Here is a 24,578-nt window from a genome sequence, read left to right as displayed (position 1 = left end):
CTGACTGAAGCTGGCTTCATGCGGGCAAATGGCGTCGGCAATGACAACGAGCATCATCCCCCCGCTTCGGACGCTTCGCGAGGGTCAGCGAAGACGGTAGAAGCAGATGGTGTGGAGCACGGCAATTCGGGGCAGTCAGCCTCTGCAAAGCCACCGGAAGCAGCCGACCCCGGTGAGCCAGGCCCCGGTAGCCTGGGCCGCGGTAACTCACAGCACAATTCGGAGCCAGGGTCTGCAAAGGCGGCAGTCACGGAGTTAGCCGAAGCTGGTTCTATGCCAGGTTTCGGCAACGACAACGAGCGTCATTTCTCGGCTTCGGAAGCTTCACCAGGTTCAGCGAAGACGGCTGAAGCAGATGGCGTGGAACGCGGCAATTCAAGGCACTCAGATTTTTCAGACGCACCTGAAGCAGCCGAGATGGTCGAACCAAGCGTCGCAAATGGCAGTAACGCCGGAAACTGGCCGCAGGCTGCGCAACCTGCTGCAACCGCCGCGTTGGAACCCGTACAGCCGGCTAAAGTTGCCTCCGAGATTGGCGGCGCGGAATTGGCGTTTCGCTTCGATAGCTATGCGACTCCTCCCACATTCGGCGCGGTAGTCGAGCTTGGTGGCTCGCTCGGTCCGCACGTTTCGCCCGGTCAGGAAGAGGACCTCCACGTCATCGGCAAATCGATTCCTAATGCAATGGACGAACACGCGGTCACCCACGTTCATAACGTTCCGCATCACGCCGCGCCTCATGACTTCCTGATTTGAAGCGCTCCATCGTTATTGATCGATGCAATCTTCGTGATTCACGCAACCGACCTTCTTTGAAAGCTCAGACCATTGCTCGAGAGCGGGCGCCGCCCCGTTGCGTGCTTCCGGCTCGGAAAGTGATCAGTGACATATCCTTGTCAAGAAACGTTCGTATATTGAGAACTTCTTGTGGCATCCAGGCAAGGGTTCGGGACGATCGTCATTCGCCTCTCGCGGTGCTGATGGCTTGCCGGAGCAATTGATCGGTGTCACGTCGCGTGCCGTATCTGGCTGTGTGTTTGATGTTTGCGGCCGTTGCAGCCGAAGCGGAGCCAAACGGTGCAACAATCGGGTCGCCGCGCGCGAGCTCGGAAATGTCCGCGCCTATGTCGTTCGACATTCCGGCCCAGCAGCTTGCCTCCGCACTCGAGCGATACGGCGATGCGACCGGTCGCGAAGTCCTCTACAGTCCGGCGCTTGCGCAGGGCCGCACCTCAGAAGCCGTCAAGGGCAGCTTTGAACCGGAGACGGCGCTGCAGCTGCTGCTTGCGGGCACCGGCCTTACCGCCCGCTTCCTGAAAGACGGCTCGTTCGTTCTAGCCCCGGCGCCCGAAGCCGCCGGACCGCCGGAAGGCAGTGCTGCTGCTCTCGCGCGCCAATACTATGGTGTCGTTCAGGCGCGGCTGCGCGATGCTCTGTGCCGGACCAACGGGGCGCGGCCGGGAAGCTATCGCATCGCGGCCCTGGTCTGGATCGCGCCGTCAGGGGCCGTAGCCAGGTTCGAACGACTTGGATCGGCCGGCACGGCCGAGCTGGACCGCGGCATCGACAGCGCGCTTCGACAGTTCAGTGTGGGTGCCCCGGTGCCCCCCGGCTTTGCACAGCCGGTATTGATCGTGGTCCTGCCGCAGGCCTCGGGCGTCACAATGAGTTGTGGTGCGACGGTGTTGCCGCAGGCGGCCGGAGGCTTGCGGTGACTGAAGCCTCCGTGGCGATGCTGCGCCGGCTGCTGCTCGACCGATATGACGATCTCAAGCGGGGCTTGACCCGCCGCCTGGGTTCGTCCGAGATGGCGGGTGACGTCCTGCACGACACTTGGCTGCGCCTTGCCCGCACGGATACGACGATTGGCACCTTGCACAATCCGGTCAGCTATCTGCTGCGCATACTCTTCAACGTCGCACATGACCATCGTCGCGCTGAAAAGCGCCGTTTGACGAAGATCGACATCGAGCATCTGCTCGAGGTCGCCGACGAGACGCCTGGTCCCGCCGAAGTCGCGGAGGCGCGGTCGGATCTGGATGCGATGGCCGCCATACTCGCTGAGCTGCCGCCGCGCCGTCGCACCATCCTGCTCGCGGCCAGGGTGGACAACATGGCGCGGCAGGAGATCGCGGATCGGCTTGGCGTATCCTTGCGCCTTGTCTCAAAGGAGCTGCAACTCGCCCATGAGTATTGTCTGGCGCGGCAAAGGCAAATGGGTGACGCGGATTGCGCACCGGACCCGCGAAATTCGTCATTGAATCGAGACCTGTCGCCGCCGCGCGGTGATCGCGACCATGACCAGGCTGAATGACTCCATGATTCAGGGACAGACGCAAAGGCTCGACCTGCTGCAACGCGAGGCGATCGCGTGGGTCCAGCGCATCGATTCCGGTCATGCGACGTCTGCTGATGCCGAGACCTTGCAACGATGGTGTGCCGCGAGCCCGGAGCATGCGGCTGCCTTCGCTGCGGCGAGCGGTGTATGGCGCGACATCCGCCGGGCCGGCGCGAGCATTCCGCGCAACCAAATCGAGGCGTTGCCGGTCCACCCGACGCCACGCCCGGTGCTCGATCGCCGGCTACTTCTCGGTGGCGGGCTGGCTGCCGCCGCAGCCGCCTATGTCGCTGTTACCAACCCGCCGCTGGGCCTGTGGCCGTCCCTCCGTGAACTGAATGCCGACTACAGAACGGCCGTTGGCGAGCAGCGGCAAGTCAGGCCGGCGGAGAACGTCGCGGTCCGGTTGAATACGCAGACCAGCATTGCGGTCCACCCCGCTGGCGGGGAGGGCGATCGCCTGGAGCTGCTTGCAGGGCAGGCGCTCTTCGAGTCGGTCGAGAGCGTACGTCCGCTCGTCGTGTTGGCGGCGGATGGGCGTTCGATCGGCCGCCATGCACGCTTTGACGTGCGTTGCATGAACGGCCCGGCCGGCACGGTGGTGAGCGTCGCCTGCTTCGACGGACAGGTGCGCATCGAGCGCAACGGCAGTTCTGCCGTCATCGGCCCGGCGCAGAGCTTGCGTTACGACGCCAGCGGGCTCGGTCAGGTTGCCGCGATTGACGCAGAGGCGGAATCCGCCTGGCAGCGCGGAATCGTCCTGTTCCGAGCTACCCCGCTCGCGGATGTGGTGGACGAGGTCAATCGTTATCGCGCCGGCCGAATTCTCCTTGTCAATCCAGGCCTCGCGCAGAGGCCGGTCAGTGGCCGCTTCCGCATCGATCAGATGGATGAAATCCTCGTGCGCCTCGAACAGGCCTTCGATGTCAAGGCCCGAAAGCTGCCGGGCGGCCTGGTTCTGCTGGGCTGACGCCCCGCTGACAAGAAACTTTCACACAGAAACCGTGCGCGTTCGCCTACAGGCTTCCGTCTTAGAGCTAGATCGTCATCGCTCGGAATGACGAGGCACGACCCTTCATCGGGTTTAGCCGTGCTGCCAGAAGGAATGCCGTCTTGTCCCACCGCACCGTCCGTTTTCGCTCGTCCCGGTCCGTCAGACACGCGATGTTTCTCAGCGGTGCCAGTGTGGCTGCATTGCTGGTGGGGTCGGCTGCGGCCGATGCGCGCAACCTCGGCAGCGGCAGCGCGAGCCCGGTGGCAAACGTCGCCGTGACGACCAACACGGCGGGGCAGGCGGCGTCGATCGCATCAGCGCAGGCGATGAGCCGGATCAACGCGTCGCTCCGTGCGATGCGCGACGTGCAGGCGGCGGCGAGAGCCGGCGCGTTGATCGGTCCGAATAATCTCGGCCTGAACAAAAATCATCCCGGAAATCTGCTTCCGAATGTGCCGAATGGTTTGGCTCCCGGAGGTCTCAATCCGACCAGCAATCCCACCGCGGTGATCGACGGCCAACCGGCCTGGACCGGCGCCGCTCAGCCGACCCAATCGACAGGCTCGAATGGGCGGGTCCAGGTTGAGGTCGTGCAGAACCAGCAGAAGGCGATCCTGACCTGGAACAAGTTCAATGTCGGACGCGAGACCGACTTATACTTCAACCAGTCCGCCGGAGGCGGTGGCGCCGCCAACTGGATCGCGCTCAACCGTGTCCTCGACCCGAGCCTCGTTCCCAGCCAGATTCTCGGCACCATCAGGAGCGAGGGGCAGGTTTATATCATCAACAAGAACGGGATCATCTTCGGTGGCTCCAGCCAGGTGGATGTCGGCACCCTCGTGGCCACATCTCTCGCCTTGTCGAACGCGCAGTTCCTGGCTGGGATCAACACCTCCATAGTGCTCACCAACGACATTCACCTGCCGACCTTCGGCGAATACAATCCGCGGCTGCCCAATTCGCAGAAGCCGGCCACCGATCCGAGCCAGCCTGCGCGCTTCACGCCGGATGGCGTGCCGGGTGACGTCACCATCCAGGCTGGAGCTCAGATCAGCGCGAAGACCGGCGGCAAGGCAATGCTGTTCGCGCCGATCGTTTCCAATGCCGGCCAAATCAGCGTCCCCGACGGCCAGATCATCATGGCTGCCGGCGAACAGGTCTATCTGAGAACCAATCCGAGCGACGTACGCGGCGTGGACGTCGCCGTGACGGCCCCGATGCCCTGGCTGTTCAACTACAACCATTTGATGGGTGCGATCGCCGGCTGGGATCTCTTCACGGAGAAACCCTGGGGCGAAAGCGTTCGCGACATCCTGCTGCCCGAGATGTACGCGCGCGCGGCATCGGTCGGCTACAAGGTCGTGAACACCGGCGTCGTGCAATCCGATCGCGGCAACATCACCGTGATGGGGCGCGAGATCTTCCAGGGCGGCGTGATGCTGGCGGCAACCGCGCTCAACAACCGCGAAGGATCGATCCGACTGGATGCCTACAGCAACGGCATGATGGCCTCGAGCGGCAGCCTCGACGCCCAGCTCGTGTATTGGAAGACGGGTGACCTGCATCTTTCGCCGGGCAGCGTCACCGCCGTTCTCCCTGATGCCACCGACACGAGTGAGATCGAGGAGACGGCGAAGGCCACGCGCTACAAGCCGGGGCGCGTCGAATTACGCGGTAACCTGATCGATATCGGGGCGCAGGCGAACATTCTGGTTCCCGCCGGCACCATCAGCATCGTGGCCAGCACCGTGCCCGCGCCCACCGAGGAGCCCATCAACGGCGAGACGCCGGTCCGTGACGGTAGCCGGATCTATATCGGCGAGGATGCCTATGTCAGCGCCGCCGGCGTGCAGGACGTCCTGATCCCGATGTCGCGGAGATTTGTGCAGGCCGAATTGCGCATCAACGAGCTGCGTGATTCACCGCTGCTGCGGAATTCGTGGCTGCGGGGCCAGAAGATCACGGTCGATCGCAGCGCCAGCGGCGTCTTCGCCGATGGCGCTATGGCCGGCGTGAACTGGGGAGGGGCCGCGGGCGAATGGATCGGGACGCCGCTGGGCGACGTCTCGGCCTGGATCGGCAACAGCAAGACAAATCTCGCCGAGCTGTCGACCATTGGCGGCAACATCACGCTCAAATCGGCCGGCTCGATCATCACCCGTCAGGGCTCGTTGCTCGATGTCTCGGGCGGGTCGTTCCGCTATCAGGACGGAATGGTCAACTCGACGAAGCTGCTCGGCGCCGATGGAAAAATCTACGACATCGCCTCGGCGACGCCGGACAGGATCTATGTCGGTTTCGCCGGCGGGTTCAATCGCACGCACAACAATTGGGGTAAATCGGAGTCCTGGAGCACGCCGTGGTCGACGAGCCACTTCGAACGTGGCTTCACCGAGGGACGCGACGCCGGCGCCATCCAGTTCTATGCCACCGAAGGTGTTGCGCTGGAGGGCGGCTACTGGGGCGGCGTGATCGTCGGCGAGCGTCAAGCCGTAAGCGGCAAGACCGCCAAGGCCGGCTCGCTGACATTCGGCGGCGACGGCGACGAAGATCGGCTCTGGCTGCTCGGCAAGCTCGTGATCTCCAAGGATCCCACACAGCTGCCGACGAATTTCACGGCCACGTCGCAGCTTCCGTCCACCTGGTATTCGGGCGCTCCCGGCAACCAGGATTCGTTCCGGTTGCGAACGACCTATCTCGACTCGGATGCGCTTGCAGATGCCGGACTGGGGAAGATCGAGCTCTACGTCTCCAATAACGTCACGATCGAGAAGGGCACGACGCTCGAGCTGACGCCGGGCAGCACGTTTTCGATCAAGGCCAATTCCACCGTGGCATATAGCCAGGATTTCAAGATCGACGGGGTGATTCACGCACCCGGCGGCAATGTCACCCTCTTGGGCGCGGAGAACGTATCATTCGGAGCCGGTGCGGCCATCGACGTCAGCGGCCAATGGGTCAACCAGGTGAAAGGCGGCGCTGCCTCCGCGCTGCCGCCGGTCGTCAATGGCGGCAGCATCACGCTCGATCAGGCCCACTATCAGCCGGGCGTCGTGCTCGATGTATCCGGCGGTGGCTGGTACAGGCTGCGCGGCGGCAAGCCGCAAGTGAAATTCGGCGATGCCGGCAAGATTACGCTGAACACGACCGAAGTGGCGGAATTGGCGAACGCCGATATGCGGGCCTATGCGGCTGGCTCCGGCGGCAGTCTGGCCATGAATCTGACTACGGAGTCGCTGCAGATCGGAGGCGGTACGCCGACGTCCCCCAACACCGTTCGCCTGTCGGAAACCCTGTTCTCGGAGCGTGGTTTCCGTTCGCTCCAGATCTCCACGGGCGGCGATATCACGATCGCCGAAGGAGCAAGCGTCACGCAGCTCCCATACAACGTTGATCTCAGGGGCGTCGACGTCTCGGGCTTCAGCACGGGCACGTCGATCAGCGAGATGGGCCCGCTCGCCGTGTTGTCGCCGTCGCAGCGCCTGGCGCTCAAGCCGACGTCGCTCTCGCTCAGCGGCAGGTCCGTGACGGTCGGCGCGGGAGCGACGGTGCGGACGGACACCGGCGGCACGATCGCGCTGTCCCTGCTCGGTTCTTCGACCGGTACACTGTCTGTTGCCGGCAGGGTGGAGGCCCTGGCTGGCACGATCAATCTTGCTGCAAGCACAGGATCGATCGTTGTGGCAAATACTGGCGCGATCGTCGCGCGCGGTACGGCAGTCGGCGAAATCGACGTCAAGGGACGCCGCAGCGGCGTCGTACGCAATGGCGGCTCGGTTGCGTTTGAGGCGGCCACGGTCGCACTCGAAGCCGGCTCGCTGGTCGACGTCGCGGGTGTCAGTGGCGAATTCGACATCGAGTCGAATGACCACCAGTTCGCGCCAGTCACCCTCGCCAGCAATGGCGGTTCGATCAGTGTCAAAGCCCAGCAGGGCTTGGTGCAGGGAGCCTGGCGCGGCCAGAGCGGGGGCAGTGGCGCACGTGGCGGCAAGGTGACGTTGGCGTCTGCGCTGTCGACCGTAATCCTGTCCGAAACGGCGGCTTCCCAGTCCGGTCTGGTCGTGCGCAGCTCGAGCCTGCAGGGGGCCGGCTTCGCCGATCTCGTTCTCCCGTCGACGACACGGCTGGATGGTGTCGACCTCGCCTTCAGCGGCTCGATTTCGATCACGGGATCCCTGATCAACGGCAACGGCGCCAGCTCGCGGTTCTTTGCGCCTTACATCTCGTTGTTCAGCCTGGCGCCGAGCAATCCGGTGCGCGCAGGCACGCTGACGCTGGCCGGGTCCGTGATCGACATCGTGCAGGCAAACATCCGCGGCTTCGAACGAACGGTGCTCGAGGCGAGTGACATCCGGCTGACGCACAGTAATGTCAGCCAGTCCGCGTTCCTGGACGTCGACGGCACGCTGATCGTAAAGGCCGGTCAGATCTATCCCACCTCGCAGATCAACGCGACGATCAGGGCCAGCGACAAACTCATCGTGCAGCAGAACGGAACTCCCGGTCTGGCACTGTCGGCCGGCGGGACACTGACGCTCGAAGCGCCGACGATCGAGCAGAACGGCACCCTGCGCGCGCCGTTCGGCCAGATCACGCTCAAGGCCAGCCAGCGCCTCACCCTCGGCGCCGGCAGCGTCACCTCGGTGACCGGCGACGGCCTCGTGCTGCCTTACGGTGCTCTCAGCAACAACGAAAACTGGACGGTGACGACCGGGCCGTTGCCGACAACCATTGCCAGCCTGCCGGAAAAGCGCGTGACGCTCGAGGCGCCGACGGTCGAGCTCGCCCCCGGATCGGTGGTGAACATCAAGGGTGGCGGCGACTTGATGGCATGGGAGCACGTGCCGGGACCGGGCGGCTCACACGACATGCTGGCGCTTCCGGGCCTGTTCGCGGTCATGCCGGCTTTCGCGGGTGCGACAGCGCCCAGCTCGGCGTCGATCCGCAGCGGAGATCGCATCTGGCTCGACGCCGGCAGCGGATTGCCGGCAGGCTGGTACACGCTGCTGCCCGCCTCCTACGCGATGCTTCCGGGCGCTTATGCGATCCAGGCAGTCGCCGGTTCGACAGGCCGGGCGACGACGTCCGCGGTAATGGCCGACGGCACGGCGGTCGTGTCCGGCTATCGCGCCAATGCGCTCGACGGCAGCCGCGACCAGCAGTCGTCCGCGTGGCGCGTGATGTCGGGCTCTGTGCTAAGGCAATACAGCGAGTACAATGAAGCCTTCGCCAACACCTTCTTCGCCTCCGATGCGTTCAAGCTGACGCAGTATCGGCTCACAGGTCAGCAGATCGTCACGCCGCGTCTGCCGGTCGACGGCGGCTCGGTTGTGTTCAAGGCGACGCAGGACCTGATCTTGAAGGGCGAGTTGCATTCTCAGGCCGCAGCGGGTGGTCGCGGCGGCCTGGTCGATATCGCCGCCAACAAGATCGCAATCCTGGGTGCCGACCAGAGCGCCGGCACTTTGCGGGCCGATGGTTATCTGGTCATCGATGCTGCTGCTCTGTCCGGCTTCGGCGCCGGCAGCCTGCTGGTCGGTGGTTTCCGCAGCGGCGACGTCGGCGGTCTGCGTGTTGATGTGCAGGCTCACGACATCGTCGTGCGCAACAGTGCAAATTCGGCGTTGACGGGACCGGAGATCATCCTGGCCGCAAGCGACACGATCGATGTCTCCGCAGGCAGCGTCATCGTCGCGCGCGGCGAGGCGCCGACCGGCGCCGGCGATCTCGTGATGGCCCCGCAGGCGTCCGATCGCGACTGGGGTGCTTTGATCCGCCTGTCCAACGGCGACGCGGTGCGGGTCCGCCGCAAGAACGTCGATACGACTGTTGGCGGCCGGGTGACGATCGGTGCTGGTGCCACCCTCGACGGCGGCAAGAGTCTTCTGATCGACGCGACGGGGAACGCGCTCGTCACCCAGGCGAGCCTGACGGGCGCAGCGCTGTCCCTGGCTTCGGGCCGGATTGGCTTCGGCGGCGGCAGCGGGCTGGTGCTCGATGCCGCGGCACTGGCCGCGCTCAACAACACCCAGCACCTGACCTTGCGCAGCTATTCAACCATCGATTTCCACAGCGCAGTGGACCTGTCGGGCCTCAAGGCCGTGACGCTCGATGCCGCAGGGCTGGTGGGCCGTGGCAACAGCGAGATCGCGGTGAAAGGCAATCGGGTTGTGCTGGAAAATACGGCGAGCACGTTCAGCGAGCCGGTTGGCGCCGGTCATGGCAGTTTGAAGCTCACGGCAACCGAGCTGACCCTGGGTGAGGGCGCCAAGGCACTGCGTGGTTTCGACACCATCGTGCTGACGGGAACGACACGCATTACCGGCGAAGGCAAGGGCTCGCTCGATGTCGCCGGCGCGGCGGTGACTCTGTCAGCGCCGGTCATGACCGGCCGGGGCGGCAGCCAGCAGTCGGTCACCACGACCGGAATCCTCACGGTTGCCGCTCACGGGACGGCTAGCCCTGCGCGCGACCAGGACAGCCTCGGCTCCCGCTGGACGCTCACCGGCCGCGCCGTCGATTTCGCCGGACGCATCGACGCGCTTGGCGGAACGGTCAAGCTGAACGCCACCAATGGCAACGTCAATCTCGCGGCGGGTTCGCGGATCGACGTCGGGGGCTTCGAGAAGAAGTTCTTCGACGTGTCCGAATATGCCGATGCCGGAACCATCTCGCTGGGGGCCCGCGGCGGCTCGGTGCTGCTCGCGTCCGGCGCGACCCTCGATCTCGGCTCGGCCCGCGACTCCGAAGGACGTCCCATCGGTGGCGGTGCGGGCACGCTCGCGATCGAACAGGACAGCAGCCAGGTCACGCTGGAAGGCACGATCAATGCCAGGGCCGCGGCGGGCAAACGCGGCGGCTCCTTCTCGCTCGACATCGCCGCGTTGTCGGATTTCGGCGGGCTCAACCAGCGCCTGAATGGCGCCGGCTTCACCAAATCGCGCAGCTTCCGGATTCGTTCCGGCGACGTCACGCTCGACGGTGCGACCACGGCCGAGGAATTCGCGCTGGCTGCCGATCAGGGAACGGTGACCGTCGCAGGCTCGATCGACGCGCGTGCGACCTATGGCGGCTCGATCTCGATCTATGGCGGCCAGGGTCTCACCGTGACGAATGCGGCGCTGCTGCGGGCAGGTGCGACCGACACGGTGGACGGGCTCGGCTCCGGCCGGGTCACACTCGGAATCTCGAACGGCGTGCTGCGGGTATTGGGCGGCGTGATCGACGTGGCGGGCGGCGAAGGCGGCAAGGTCACCCTGCGTGCGCCCGTCATCGAGCAGCCAGGGGCCGACAAGGTGAATGTCAGCTTTGCCGGCACGATCAACGGCGCGCGCGAGATCGTGCTGGAGGGCTACAAACGCTTCGACCTTGCGACGCTTGCATCCGATCCGCGCTTCGTCGGCGTCACCGTCAATAGCGGCGGCCAGGCCGAACTCGATCTCACGAAGGCCGCGGCGGGCAAGCTCAATGTGCTGGCAGATTACGGCGCCGGCACGCTGGTCGAATTCGTGCGCGACTTCGACGTCAGTGCCGGCTATGCGGATCTTGGCTCACTGACGAGCCAGTCGAACTTCCACGCGCGCGCGGGCATGGAGCTCAATTTTTCCGGCGACATCGTGCTCAAGAGTAACTGGAATCTCGGCGCAGGCGTGGTCAATCAGGCCTCGGCGCTCGCGGCTGGCGTGATGGCGATCGAGCCGGTACTGGGCAAGGCCTATGTGGTTGCCGGCAAGGAAAGCGCTTTGCTCCGTGACCATACGACCATGGCTTATCGCACCGGCGGCAGCATTCTCGGAGAGCCGGGCGTCCTGACTATGCGCGCCGGGGGCAATATCGATCTGAAGGGCAGCGTGACGGACGGCTTCTTCCAGTTCGCCAACCCGCTGGATTCGACATACGTCGCCGCCAAAGGCACCATCTCGACGAACCTGAGCATGGTGTTCAACGTCGGCCGCACCAGTACCACGTCCAATCTCTCGCCCTACGACAGCGCGAGCACAACCAACCCTTCAGTCTATGCCGGTATCACCTTTGCGACGGTCGGCACGAGGAAGACCGAAACCGTGACGGCGCCGCCCACGCTGGTCGGTGTTCCCTATAGCGCAGAGGCCAACTCGCCGGGCGCAAGTGCGCCGAATGCGCTCGCTTATTCGGTCCTGTTCCCCTCCATCACCGAGCCGGACGGCTCGAGGGTGGCGGTGCCGTCCTGGAGCTTGGGGCTCGTCGCGGGCGCCACGCCGATGGGCGAAAGCGCCGACCCGACGCGCCTCGCCAGCGGCGCGACGGGCAAGATCACGCTCAGCGAGCAGGCGGGTTACACCTATGTCAGCGGCCTGAATTCCGTCGCCGCGACCGCTCTTGTCGACTCGGTTGCCAGCTTTGGCGCGGGCAGTGCGCCTGGTTCGACGACGATGAATCCCGCCGATTGGCCTGCGAGCCTGGAGTCCACCTCTGGCACCCGTCTCAACAGCAATTCCAGCGCGCAGATTTCTTTCGGTCTGCCGACGGATCCAGCCTACGGCTACGTGCTCGACCTCTGGAACAACTATGCCGCCGCGAAGGGCCTGAACACCAATCCGGCGCAACCGCAGGCCGACTTCAGATGGACCAGCACGGCCGCCAGCGGCGGTAGCCGCCTCAACGTCATCACGAAGTACTCGACCTTCAAGGACTTCTACCTGACGAAGATCGTCCCCAATCTTGCGACCATCACTTCGCTCTATGCGACGACCAAGCCCGGGCCGACCACGACCACCGTCAATCCGATCACCATGGTTCGCACCGGCACCGGCGACGTCAGCATCGCGGCGCGTGGCGATCTGCAGCTCAAGGGCGGCGCCTCGATCTATACCGCCGGCCGGCGCGATCTTGCCGCGTTCAACGATTTCACCACCGCGCCGGCGAACGCGACCTACGGGGTGGGCGGCGGCCATCTCGCCGTTGCGGTCGGCGGCAATATCGACGTGGCCCTGCCGGCAGACCGCTCGCAGATGCAGCACTATTCGGAGTGGCTAAACCGGCAGGGAGCGACGGATAACGCCTACGTCTTCGGTCCCTGGGCTCATTCCGCCTACGGCCAGATGCCGGCTCAACAAAGCTCCTGGTGGATTGACTACGCTAACTTCCTGCGCGGGGTCGGCGCGCTCGGCGGCGGCAATGTCGAGGTCCGCGCCGATGGCGATCTCAACAATCTGACGGTCGCGCTGCCGACCAATGGCCGTGTGCGGGGCGGGCGCTCCACGACGGAGGCAAAGCTCCTGGAACTGCGCAACGGCGGCGCGATGACCGTTGAGGCGGGCGGCGCCGTTCGCGCCGGCTATTACTACATCGGGCGCGGAGCCGGAACGATTACCGCTGGTGAATTTGCGGTCGGGCGCGATGTCAAGGCGCTGGTAGGGACGCAAATCGTCACCTATCCGATCGCCCCGATCCTGTCGCTCGGTGACGCAACCCTGGACGTGCGAACCGCAGGCGACCTGCGGCTGCAAACGGTCCTCGATCCGCTTCTGGTCGGCAAGGGGATGTCCCACGAACTGACGTTCATGAGCAGTCAAAGCGAGCGCACCGCGCTCAACCTGACATCGACGGGCGGAGACGTGATCCTGGTCGGGCAGGCGACATATCTGTCCAAGGACATAACGACGCCGGCCTTGCAGGTGTTTGCGAATGTGAACTCGTTGGCCGCAAATATCTATCCGTCGAAAACGCGCGTCACGGCGCTGAACGGCTCCGTGCTGAACAGCACGCTGTACACGATGCCGAGCAGAAATCCGGAGCTGCGGCTTCTCGCCGCAAACGACGTCCTCGTCGGCGAAATCGTCATGTCCCGCGCTGCGCTTGAGATGATTCCGTCACCGTTCGAGCCTGTGGGAGGCACCGTTTCCTCTCCGGTCAACCTCGGCGGTTCCTCGCCGGACACCCTGAGCGGGCTCCACAACGTCCTGGTCAATCCCTTCTCCGCGCCGGCCAGCAATATCGCCGGCCACACGCTGCATCTGTACAACCTTCGCAATCCCGACCATCTGCCGAACGAGGCAGACTACGAGCCGAGCCGTGTCTATGCCTTGAACGGATCGATCGTTGGAACGCTAATAACCCAGAGCGGCTCGATCCTCACGGCCGGCGTCATGGCCAACGAGCAGACCTGGTTCCGTGCCGGCACGGATATCCGCAACATCAACTACTCACTGCGCAACGTTCATCCGACCGACGTGTCGTTACTCGAGGCCGGCAACGACATCATCGGCGGCCCGGTGCGAGGCTCGATCTTTGTCCAGGGACCGGGCGCAATGCAGGTGAGCGCGGGCCGTGACGTATACGCGCCGGAATTGGCGATCTTCAGCACAGGCAATCAGGAATATGATTCCAACAACCGGCCAAAGGATTTCACGCAGATCCTCGGCCTGCCTCAGCAGAGCGCGGCGATCACCGTGATGGCGGGCCTCAAGGGCAAGCAACCATCCTATGATGCGTTCCTGGCGGTCTATCTCGATCCGGCAAACATCGGGAAGATGCCCGATTATCTCAAGACCACGTTGGCGGACGGCACGGTGGTACCGCTCTATCTGACCGACGCATTCGAGCAACGTTCCTCCGGGCCGCACAGGACCCGCACCGGCATCGTCTCCTTCGTGGAGGACGTGACCGGCGAGAAGCTGTCTCCGCTTGATGCCTGGACCAAATTCCAGACCCTGCCGATGCTGGTGCGCGAACGCTTCGTTCGGCAGGTCTACATGCAGGAGCTACGGGCCGCAGGCGATGACCAGAACACACCCGACACGAGCGGTAAGCCACGCAATGGCGGTTATAATCGCGGTTATGCCGCGATCGAGACGCTGTTCCCGGGCAGCGACTGGGCGGGCGACGTCAGGACCGGAAATGCCAAGTTCCGCACCATGTCGGGCGGCAGCATCGAGGTCTTGACCCCCGGTGGCGGCCTGCAAGTTGCTGCGCTCGGCAAGCCGGCGCCGGTGGAGTTCGGCCTCGTCACACTGGGACCGGGCGACATCAACCTCTTTGCGCGCGACAGCGTCACCGTGAACCGCTCGCGTATCCTGACCTTTGCCGGCGGCAACGAGATCATCTGGTCGACGCAGGGCGACATCGACGCCGGCCGCGGCGCCAAGACCGCGCGCGTGCCGTCGGCACCGGAGATCCAGACCGATCTCGATGCCGTCACGCGCGTGATCGAGAAGGCCGATATCTCCGGAAGCGGCATCGGAACGATCATCGGCTTCACCGGGGTGACGGAAGGTGACGTCAACCTGATCGCTCCCCAGGGTACCGTGAATGCCGGCGACGCCGGCATCCGCGTCAGCGGCGACATCCTCATTGCGGCGCGCTTCGTCGTCAACGTGGACAACATCCAGGTGTCGGGCCAGAGCAAAGGAGTGCCGAAGGCGGAGGTCAAAACTGCGCCGCTCGCGATCGATACCAAGGACAAGGCTGCAAATGACGCCGTGAAGGACGTGACCAAGCAGGGATCTTCGGATCGGCCGTCGGTGATCATCGTCGAAGTTCTCGGGTACGGTGGTGGTGGCGGCGGCGGTCAGTCTCCTCAGCCCGACGCCGGCGACGATGAGAAGCGGCGGGCGCCCGACAAGCAGAGCTACGATCCGAACGGCATGTTCCGCGTGCTCGGCAATGGCGAGTTCACGGCCGAGCAGTTGAAGAACCTGACGGAGGACGAGCGAGCCGTGCTGTTGCAGCGGCTGGGGCGCAAGGCGTCGCTCTAAGGCAGGGCCCGGGCAGGCATCCGGGTCCGACGTCCGGTCGTGCCGGTTCGTATCGATCGGCCGGGTGGGGCCCGCCCGGCCGGATGCACCGGTTAGATCACTGTCATGCAAACGATATAGAGGAGGCATCGCCCGCGCTTCAACGATCCAAACAGCCGAAGTGCGGTTTCTGGTCGACAAGAGCAGCACGATGAAAGCAGTTACATTGCATGGCGTCGCGGCGTCGGATGCCGACGGTCCTCGAGGCGGTCGCCGCGCCGCGTTCCGCTTGCTGGTGCTATTGCCCGCCTGGCTGATGACGGTCATCCTCGGCGCCAATGCCGCGGAAGAAGACCGGGTGGCGCGTGCGGAAAGGCCGATCGCATTCCGCATTCCGGCACAGTCCCTGGCTGGTGCGCTGCAAGCCTATGGACAGATCACCGGCATTCAAGTGCTCTATGAAAGCAACTCCGCGGTCGGTCGAACGTCGGTCGCGGTTGAAGGAACGTATGCCGCCGATGAAGCGCTGAACCTGCTGCTCGCGGGCACGGAGCTGAAGGTGCGCTATATTCGTCCCGACGCCATCACGCTTGCTCTTCCCAGCGCAGAAGGTGTCGGCTATGCACCTCCGGCGGCTCCGCTCGCAACATCGGACCTGTTCCTGGGAAGATTGCGCGTGCGTCAGACCGGCGATGCCGACGACGCCGCCAGATTGCAGGATTATAGCCAAAGAGTGCAGATGGACATTCAGAATGCACTTCGAAAGAACGCAAGGACGCGCGATGGCAATTATCGCGCGGTGCTGGATATCTGGATCGATCCCGCGCGCACGATCGAACGCACCGAGTTATTCCGCTCGACCGGGGACCATGAACGGGATCTTGCGGTGTCGGCGGCGCTTCGGGGCTTGACGATCAGCAAGCCGGCGCCAGCGAATACGCCACAGCCGGTCCGCGTCGTCATCATGGTGAAGTCCCTGCAATGAGCGACAGCGATGTCCGCCCCGGAAACGAGAAGGGACGAGCGGCGGTCTTTGGATCCTATCGAGACGACGACCTGGATGCCGCCTCGCCATCAGGAGAGTTCTATCGCCTGCTGGGTATTCCCGCCCTGGCGGCCGTTCTTTTCGTTGGTGGCGTTTACTGGATCAGGATGCAAGTGCCAGCCGGCTCTCCGGGACAACAGTCGGCTGCGATCGTGCAGGTTCAGCTGCTTCCGCGGCCCGATGCCGTTCCGATAGCAGTCGCTTCGGATTCTAAACCGGAAACGGCAAATGTCGCCAGCCGCGCCGATACGCCATTGAAGGATCCAAATCCGACGCCATCCGACGATCCCGTTCCGGTCCCGAAAGCGAGAAGCTTCACGCCCGGAGACGCTCCGCCCTCAAATGTCATGTCGGCGCCGTCCGCCGTGAGCGGACCTGCCAGCAGTGCCGCCATCAAATTTCAGCAGTCGCTGCTTCGGCACGTTTCGCGCTATCAGCGCTATCCCAACGCGGCGCGCGCGATGCACCTTGAAGGAACGGTCGTTACGCAGTTCGCCATGGCCAGGGATGGTACGCTACTCGGCGTCTGGGTTCGGACGAGCTCGGGTCAATTGCTGCTCGACAAGGAGGCGATCGAGACCATCCGGCGAGCCCAGCCGCTGCCGCCGATTCCGCCCGAGCTGCCGGATCGGCTCAATATTCATCTGGAGCTCGAATTTTGACCCGTCATGAAGTCCGTGCTTGGGCGATGGACAGGCATTCGTGCAGTGGCGGGCCGGACGCGATGTCGTCGCTCGCGCCTTGTGTCATAAATGTGTAGCCCGGCAACGCTACGACCTTCCGAACCTTTTGCAGTAGTTGCGTAGGCAATGTTTGCGCCGGAAATACCAGAGTATGTTGGGCACGTGAAACGTGGCTGATAGCAATCGAATACGGCTGCGGGGGCAGTTGGTCGAGAACTATGAAGGCCTGATCCGGAAGCTAACGCGCCGGTTAGGATCGGCCGATTTCGCCCACGAAGCCTTGCACGAAACGTTTCTGCGCCTCGACCGAGTCACGGATGCCGAGCCCGTACGCAGTCCTGCCGATTACATCTTTCGTACCGCCATCAATATCGCGAAGGATCGCCAGAAAGCGCAGAACTATCGTGTCAGCGCGTCGGAGATAGATGCGCTTCTCGATATACGTGATGACGAACCCGATCCGGCCAGAGTGGTCGAGGCGCGTTCGGAAATCGAGGCATTCAAGCGCGCGCTTGCCGAGTTGCCGCCACGGCCCCGCGAGGTTCTTCGGAGTATTTCGATCGAGGGGCAACCAGCGCACCAGGTCGCAGCACGTCTCAATGTCAGCATCCGGACCGTCGAGAGCGATCTGAAGCTGGCGCTTGGCCATTGTGCCGACAGCCTCGAACATACATTGCGACGCCGTCTCGGCGGCCCGCGTCCGCGATCCTGAGCGCGTCGATATTGCAACCCGGCGCATCGGAGGGCTTTTTTCGCCTGGCGCAGGCAGAAGGTTTGATCGATAGGCTATCCTTGCACGGTTTTTCTTCGGGATAGCCGGGCGCCATTCGTCTATCGAATAGATGCACCGGCAGGCGTCTCAGGCCGCGAGCTAAACAGAGGACTTCCGGGGGAATGACGCAGGTGACGGCAGTGACAGCGATTGCAAGGTGGGCTAAGCCGGCAGTCGCGGCCGCTCGCTTCCCCGAACGAGGATGTGTCTTGCCGTTGATTGCCGGGGCGTTGCGGCCGCTGTCCCGGCCCCGGAAGGCGCTGTTCGAAATTGAGGGTAATCGATAACATATCGCTTCTGACCGTCTTTGGCCCGGTGTGGGTACCGGTCTGGCGAGTGCGATAGATGGGCTAGGGATCTTGACCGCGACCAACGAAACAACTGAGCCGGATGCGCTTCTGCACGAAGCCCTGGACTTCGTCGTTCGCCTCAAGACGGGTGAACCGACCAGGGCAGACGTCGAGGCGCTGCAAGCGTGGCGTCAGCAAAGCGGCGCGCACGAAGCCGCCTTCAGGAACGCGGCTCGGGTCTTTCGTCATGGGGGCGTCGCTGCGCAGGAGTTGGCGGATCGGCCGGTGACAGGAGACGTCGCACGGCTGACACGAAGACCGGTGTCCCGGCCCATTGGACGGCGCGCCTTTCTGGGAGGTGCGGGCGCCGCGGCAGCGGCCGCGGTGGGGTACGCAATCGTTCGTCCGCCGCTTGGCCTTTGGCCGTCGTTCGGAGAACTCTCCGCCGATTACCGGACCGGAAAGGGCGAGTTGCGCAAAATCGCGGTCGCGCCGAACGTGTCTCTGGAGCTGAATACGCAGACCAGCATCGCGCTGCGTTCGGCGTCAAACGAAACCCGGATTGAACTGATATCGGGCGAAGCCTCTGTAGCGGCGACGTCCGCCGCCACCCCCTTTGTGCTGCTGGCGGCGAATGGTCAGATCTCCGCGGTGGAAGCGGATTTCAACGCGCGTTGCCTCGATGGCGCCGTGTCGGTGACCTGCCTGAGCGGCAGCGTTGATGTTGCGCAAGGCGAGAGAACGGTGCGACTTGGCAGGGCACAGCAGGTGTCCTATGCGCCGGGCGGCATCGAAGCCTCGGTGCAGGTCGACACGGGGCAGGTGACAGCCTGGCAAGCAGGGCTCCTGATCTTCCGCGATCGGCCGCTTGCGGACGTCGTGGAAGAGGTCAATCGTTATCGTTCCGGCAAGATCATCATCACCAATGCGGATCTCAAACGCCGCATGGTCAACGGCACGTTTCAGATCGACAAGCTCGGGGATTTCGTGCCCCAGGTTCAGCAGCTGTTCGGAGCCCAGGCGCGGTCGCTGCCGGGCGGAGTTGTGCTGCTCGGTTGAGCCTCATCCGGCCGGGTTCGAATATGCGCAGACTCGTTGCCGCGCCCATTCTCGTTACTGCGCGCGAATCGATGCCGGCACGTCACGCCAGATGCTGCTCCTAAAATAATCGCTAACGTTTCCCGATCTTGCAAAAAAGTTTTGCGGGTTGGGCGCGGCCCAATCGTCTTTAGAGCGAGGGGACGTGATCACGGTGTCCGGCCGTGACCTCGTTTAGCTGGTTCGGGAGTCGGGCGGGGCATCTGTGAAAAGTGGAATTGATTGCGAGCACCGCCGGCATGCGTCGGCGGGCACGGCGTTGCTTTGTCTGACGGCGGGCATGTTGGCCGGCGGCCTCGTTGCCGCGCTTCCGGCCCATGCGGCCAACGTCTCCGCAGCCGGCGCGCCGAAGACTAACAACCCTTCCGCTCCCCCGGCAAGTGAAGCTGCTGCCGCGCAAAAGCCGGCCGCCGCCGTGCAGCGGTTCGACATCGACGATTTCGCGATCCAGGGCGCCGAGACGCTCCCGCAGATCGACATCGAAGAGGCGGTGTATCCATATCTCGGGCCGAACAAGAGTGCCGACGACGTCGAAAAGGCGCGGGCGGCACTCGAGAAGGCATATCACGACAGGGGTTATCAGACCGTCAGCGTCTCCGTTCCGCAGCAGAATGCGCAGGCCAGGATGATCACCCTCAAGGTGACGGAGCTGAAGGTCGGCCGTCTGCGGGTCAAGAACGCGCGCTATTTCCGGCTCGACAAGATCGCCGAGGGGGCGAGCTCTCTCAAGGAGGGGACGGTCCCGAACTTCAACGAAGTTACCAAGGATATCGTCGCGCTCAACCAATGGCCCGATCGACGCGTAACTCCCGCCCTGCGCGCCGGTGTGACGCCGGGCACGGTCGACGTCGACCTGAATGTCGAGGACAAGGTCCCGATACATGCCAACGTCGAAGTGAATAACCGCAAGTCCCCCAATACGACGGCGCTGCGTGTCAGCAGCACGGTGCACTACGACAATCTCTGGCAGCTCGGCCACTCCGTCAATTTCAGCTATCAGGTCGCGCCGGAACGTCCGGGCGACGCGGAAGTGTTTTCCGGCTCCTATCTGGCGCGGGTGCAGAACGTCGATTGGCTGAGCGTCCTGTTCTACGGTGTGAAATCGAGCAGCGATGTCGCGACCGTGGGCGGCACGAACGTGATCGGGCCCGGAGAGATCATCGGCAGTCGCGCGGTGATGACGCTGCCGACGCGGGAAAACCTGTTCCATACGCTTTCGGCCGGGGTCGACTACAAGCATTTCGATCAGACCGTGAAGCTCGGCGGTGTCGGCTTCTCGTCTCCGGTCACCTATTATCCGTTTGTCGCAAGTTATGGCGCGACATTCCAGGACGAGGGGTTCACGACCCAGTTCAATGCCGCCGTCACCTACAACCTGCGGCCGCTGGGCGATGGCGTGGTGCCGTTCGACAACAAGCGCTACGCGGCTTCCCCCAGTTTCACCCATTTCAACGTCGATGTCGCGCATACCCAGGAATTGCCGGAAGGCTTCCAGCTCTACGGCAAGGTGCAGGGACAGGTCGCGGACGGACCGCTGGTCTCGAGCGAGCAGTTTAGCGTCGGCGGCCTCGACACCGTGCGCGGCTATCTCGAGTCGGAGACGCTCGGCGACAACGGCGTTGTCGGCAATCTCGAGCTGCGCAGCCCCAATGTGGGCGAGATGCTGCAAAGCCGGATGAAGGACGAGACCGGGCAGGGCAAGGCGCGCTTCACGATCTTCAACGAATGGCGGGCGTTCGCATTTGCGGACGCCGGCATGGCGACCATGCTGAACGCACTTCCCGACCAGCAATCGCAGTTCAATCTGTGGAGCTACGGCGTCGGCAGCCGATTCAAGATGTTCGACTACCTGAACGGCACGCTGGTTTATTCGGTGCCGATGGTCAGTCAGACCTACTCGAGCGCGAGGAGTCCGCGCGTCAATTTCCGAATCTGGGGTGAATTCTGATGACTGCGGGATGGGATCATATGGCTGGCGTGTGCCGATCGGCGCTTCGGCGAGCTCTGACAGGACTGGTGCCGGCGTTGGTTGCGGCCGCAATGTTGTGTCCGTCGCCTGCCAGGGCGTGGTGGAACGACGAGTGGCAGCTCCGCAAGAAGATCACGATCGACGCCAGCGCATCGGGTGCCGGCATTACCGATCCGATCGGGACTGCGCCCGTCCTGGTTCGGCTGCATGTCGGAAATTTCCGCTTTGCATCCGCCAAGGATGACGGCAGCGACCTGCGCTTCGTGGCCGGCGACGACAAGACACCGCTGAAGCACCACATCGAGAAGTACGACTCGCTGCTCGGCGAGGCGCTGCTCTGGGTGGCCGTGCCCAACCTTCAGCCCGGCGCCAAGACCGACATCTGGCTCTATTCGGGCAACAAGAAGGCGGTCGCGACCAGCGATCCGAAGGGGACTTACGATCCGGATACGCTACTGGTCTATCACTTCAACGAACGGGGCACGCCGGCGCTGGACGCGTCGGTCTGGGCCAACAATGCGCAAAGCGTCGGCCAGCCCGCAGACGGCTCGCTGATCGGCACCGGCTTGCGCCTCGACGGTCGCGGCGTGCTGACTCTGCCGGCTGCATCGTCGCTCGCCTTGAGCGACAACGCTGCATTCACATGGTCTGCCTGGATCAAGCCAGGAGCGATGCAGCCCAACGCAGCCCTGTATAGCCGCCGCGACGGCGCCAACGGTCTCGTTATCGGGCTGGATAATGGCGTGCCGTTCGTGGAGGTCACGAACGCGGGGTCCGCGCAACGCAGCGGCGCCGCTGCGCCGCTGGCGCCGAATGGCTGGCATCATGTCGCCGTCGTCGCGAACGGCGGCCAGGTCGTGCTCTATCTTGATGGTGCACCCTATGCGTCGCTCGCGGCAACGCTGCCGGCGCTTAGCACGAATGCCACGGTCGGGGGCGATGCAGCGCCTGCGTCACCCGTGGCCAGTGCCGCGGCGGCACAGCCATCGTCTGCAGCGGACGGTGCGGCAGCTCCGGATGCGTCAGCCCCGGCACCGGAGGCCGCAACTGTTGCCGCCGCGGCCATGGCCGGCTTCGTCGGCGACATCGACGAACTGCAGTTCGCAAAGGTTGCGCGGTCGCCGGGTTTCATCAAGTTCGTCGCCACCGGGCAGGGACCGAACCAGGCCAAGCTCGTGACTTTCAGCGTCGACGAGGAGACCGCGAGCTGGCTGTCGGGTTACTTCGCAGTGATCCTGAAATCGGTGACGCTCGACGGCTGGATCGTGATCGGCATCCTGTTGATCCTCGCGGTCGTCAGCTGGGTCGTGATGTACGACAGGGCTTCCTACCTGAACAAGCAAGCCAAGGCCAACGCGCGCTTCATGAAGAGCTTCCGCGAGCTCGCGGCCGATCTCACCATGCTCGATCGCGGCGCTGCCGACGAGGTCTGGACCCTGGGCGGCCGGGTCGACGAAGTCGATGCAAAGATGATGCAGGCGTCGTCGCTCTATCGCATCTACCATATCGGGGCCTCGGAGATCCGCCATCGCTTCGCCGGGAAGGGCGAGCGTATGCCGGTGCTCTCGGCCGCGTCGATTGCCGCCATCCGCGCCGCGCTGGACGGCGGCTCGGTGAAGGAGACGCAACGGCTCAACCGGCTCATGGTGGTGCTGACCATCGCGATCTCGGGCGGACCGTTCCTCGGCCTGCTCGGCACCGTCGTTGGCGTCATGATCACCTTCGCCGCCATCGCAGCCAGCGGAGACGTCAACGTCAATGCGATCGCCCCGGGCATCGCCGCCGCGTTGGTAGCGACGGTCGCCGGCCTCGGCGTCGCGATCCCGGCGCTGTTCGGCTACAACTACCTGATCTCGCGCATCAAGGATCTTACCACCGACATCCAGGTCTTCGTCGACGAGTTCGTGACGAAAATGGCGGAGTTCTACTCCGCCGACCAGATCGAACGCAGCATCGCCGCGGAGTAACGACGATGCAGGTCCAGAACGACTCCAAGCCGTATGACGACATCAACATCACGCCGATGCTGGATCTCGCCTACGTTCTGCTGGTGATTTTCATCATCATGACGACGGCGACTGTGCAGGGCCAGAAGGTCAATCTGCCGAAAGCGTCAGCTGCGCCGAGCCTCGCTACCCAGACCACCAAGGCGATCACGGTCGCCAACGACGGCAAGATCTTCCTCGATACGATCCCGGTGACGCTGCCGGAGCTCGAGCAGCGCCTGGTGCAGCAGAAGGCGTTGACGCCGGAATTCCCCGTGGTGCTGCGCGGCGATGCGCAAGCCCAATATCAGAGCGTGATGGACGTGCTCGACCTGCTTGGCCGTGTCGGCCTGACGCAGGTCGGGCTCGCGACCAAGCCGCTTGTGAAGTGACGGAACGAATGGGCACCTCCATGGTTATGCGCGCCGATCCGCGAAGGGGAGCCAGGGCCTTGTGGGCATGGCTTCGCGGGATATCGTCCGGTGCGGACCGGGCCGCCGTCGACGTGCCATCGACCCTCGTAAGCGCGCATTCGCTCGAGCCGCGGGCACCGACTGCTGGAATGCGGGAGGTCGAGCAAGCCGGCGTCGGACGAAGCGCGCCCGATATCGGCACGGTGCTTCATTTCCCGATCCGCGGTGAAGCCCTGCTGGTCAAGCTTGCGGACCTGCTGCGCAAGCAAGTCGCGAGCCGCGCCCCCGAACGCGATCCGTTGCTGCTGACGATGTCGCGCTGCCCAGGCTCGCGCCTGTCGATCGATCGCGTTGCCTATGTCGACTTCCTGCCCGATCAGGCCACCTATCACGTCGTCATCGAAGCGGCTCCCGATGCCAGGATCACGCTGGATACAACCGATTTCGATACGGTCGTGAATTTCGTTGTGCAGTACGTCACCGGCAGGAATTCCGAACCGGTAGCGCTCGAGGCGGTGTCATGACGACACCAAACGAGCAGGGCGGGCCGCGGCCGCCAACCTTGCCGCGAGCGAAATCATGGCTGCGTTACGGCGCTGCGCTGGCCGTCATTGGCGTCCTTGGCGTCATGATATTCCTGCTCGTCGGTCACGACGATATGCCGCCGCCGCGCCAGGTGCGCGAGCTGACCGTCGTCACGATCACGCCGCCGCCGCCTCCGCCGCCACCTCCACCGCCGCCCGAGCAGAAGATGGTCGAGCAGCCGAAGATGGCGGAGCCGGAATTCAAGGAAGACAAGCCGGTCGAGAAGCCGAAGGACGAGCCGATCAAGGACGCCAAGAACGAAGAGCCGCCGGGTCCGCTGGCGCTCGACGCCAAGGCCGTCGGGCCCGGCGACCTGTTCAATCTCGGCAGCAAGGTGGGCGGCAGCCCCTATGGCGGCGGAGGAGGCGGCGGCAGTCGTTGGGGCTGGTATGCCTCCATCGTGCAGTCGCAGATCGAGGCGGCGCTCCGCGCCAACGGCAAGACGCGCAACGCGACGATGCAGGTGCAAATCCGGCTGTGGGCCGATGCGACCGGCCGCGTCAGTCGCATTCAGCTGGTCTCGTCGACCGGCGACGCCGAGCTCGACGCCGCTATCCGCAACGACGTGCTTGGCAGTCTCGTGTTGCGGGAGCCGCCACCCAGGGACATGCCGATGCCGATGGTGACGCGCGTCACGGCGCGCCGGCCAAGCTGATCCGCCGCAACCAATTCGTTCGAGTCGAGTGACTAGC

At 64.2% G+C, this 24,578-nt stretch carries 13 protein-coding genes and 1 pseudogene; all 14 read left to right on the top strand.

From position 1 onward, the window contains the following. Nucleotides 1–756, top strand: a pseudogene (locus tag GGD62_RS40610) (DNA-binding response regulator); the annotation flags it as partial. Between the two features lie 356 nt (nt 757–1,112). After that, nucleotides 1,113–1,715 (top strand): secretin and TonB N-terminal domain-containing protein, encoded by a 603-nt coding sequence (locus tag GGD62_RS23265; protein ID WP_183710395.1) that lies wholly within the window; start codon nt 1,113–1,115, stop codon nt 1,713–1,715. Then, complete coding sequence (locus GGD62_RS23260) at nt 1,712–2,314, top strand: RNA polymerase sigma factor (RefSeq protein WP_018319904.1); 603 nt, start codon at nt 1,712–1,714, stop codon at nt 2,312–2,314. Before GGD62_RS23265 ends, GGD62_RS23260 begins: the two co-directional genes overlap by 4 nt. Beyond that, a complete protein-coding gene (locus GGD62_RS23255) occupies nt 2,298–3,308 on the top strand; it encodes a DUF4880 domain-containing protein (protein WP_183710393.1) in 1,011 nt (336 codons plus the stop codon). Before GGD62_RS23260 ends, GGD62_RS23255 begins: the two co-directional genes overlap by 17 nt. Before the next feature lie 194 nt (nt 3,309–3,502). Then, nucleotides 3,503–15,067, top strand: a complete 11,565-nt coding sequence (locus GGD62_RS23250; RefSeq protein ID WP_183710391.1) for a filamentous haemagglutinin family protein — start codon at nt 3,503–3,505, stop codon at nt 15,065–15,067. Between the two features lie 190 nt (nt 15,068–15,257). After that, complete coding sequence (locus tag GGD62_RS23245) at nt 15,258–16,031, top strand: STN domain-containing protein (protein ID WP_210286342.1); 774 nt, start codon at nt 15,258–15,260, stop codon at nt 16,029–16,031. After that, on the top strand, nt 16,028–16,753 hold the full coding sequence (locus GGD62_RS23240) for an energy transducer TonB (protein WP_183710389.1): 726 nt from the start codon (nt 16,028–16,030) through the stop codon (nt 16,751–16,753). The genes GGD62_RS23245 and GGD62_RS23240 overlap by 4 nt, the downstream gene beginning before the upstream one ends. Before the next feature lie 190 nt (nt 16,754–16,943). After that, nucleotides 16,944–17,486 (top strand): RNA polymerase sigma factor, encoded by a 543-nt coding sequence (locus GGD62_RS23235; protein WP_084674892.1) that lies wholly within the window; start codon nt 16,944–16,946, stop codon nt 17,484–17,486. A 419-nt stretch (nt 17,487–17,905) separates the two neighbouring features. After that, nucleotides 17,906–18,895, top strand: a complete 990-nt coding sequence (locus GGD62_RS23230; RefSeq protein WP_183710387.1) for a FecR domain-containing protein — start codon at nt 17,906–17,908, stop codon at nt 18,893–18,895. 319 nt (nt 18,896–19,214) lie between these two features. After that, a complete protein-coding gene (locus GGD62_RS23225) occupies nt 19,215–20,882 on the top strand; it encodes a ShlB/FhaC/HecB family hemolysin secretion/activation protein (RefSeq protein ID WP_183710385.1) in 1,668 nt (555 codons plus the stop codon). Between the two features lie 92 nt (nt 20,883–20,974). Beyond that, nucleotides 20,975–22,870 (top strand): DUF2341 domain-containing protein, encoded by a 1,896-nt coding sequence (locus GGD62_RS23220; RefSeq protein ID WP_246800247.1) that lies wholly within the window; start codon nt 20,975–20,977, stop codon nt 22,868–22,870. A gap of 5 nt (nt 22,871–22,875) precedes the next feature. Then, nucleotides 22,876–23,280 carry a biopolymer transporter ExbD gene (locus GGD62_RS23215; RefSeq protein ID WP_018319914.1) on the top strand — a complete coding sequence of 135 codons (405 nt, stop codon included), beginning with the start codon at nt 22,876–22,878 and terminating at the stop codon, nt 23,278–23,280. A gap of 170 nt (nt 23,281–23,450) precedes the next feature. Further along, nucleotides 23,451–23,825 carry a hypothetical protein gene (locus GGD62_RS23210; protein ID WP_183710380.1) on the top strand — a complete coding sequence of 125 codons (375 nt, stop codon included), beginning with the start codon at nt 23,451–23,453 and terminating at the stop codon, nt 23,823–23,825. Next, a complete protein-coding gene (locus tag GGD62_RS23205; protein ID WP_183710378.1) occupies nt 23,822–24,541 on the top strand; it encodes a TonB C-terminal domain-containing protein in 720 nt (239 codons plus the stop codon). Before GGD62_RS23210 ends, GGD62_RS23205 begins: the two co-directional genes overlap by 4 nt. Nucleotides 24,542–24,578: the final 37 nt, after the last annotated feature.

It is taken from the genome of Bradyrhizobium sp. ERR14, from assembly GCF_014198235.1.
Classification (GTDB): Bacteria; Pseudomonadota; Alphaproteobacteria; order Rhizobiales; family Xanthobacteraceae; genus Bradyrhizobium.
Note: the sequence above shows the minus strand (reverse complement) of the source record. Positions and strands in the feature narration are given on the sequence as shown.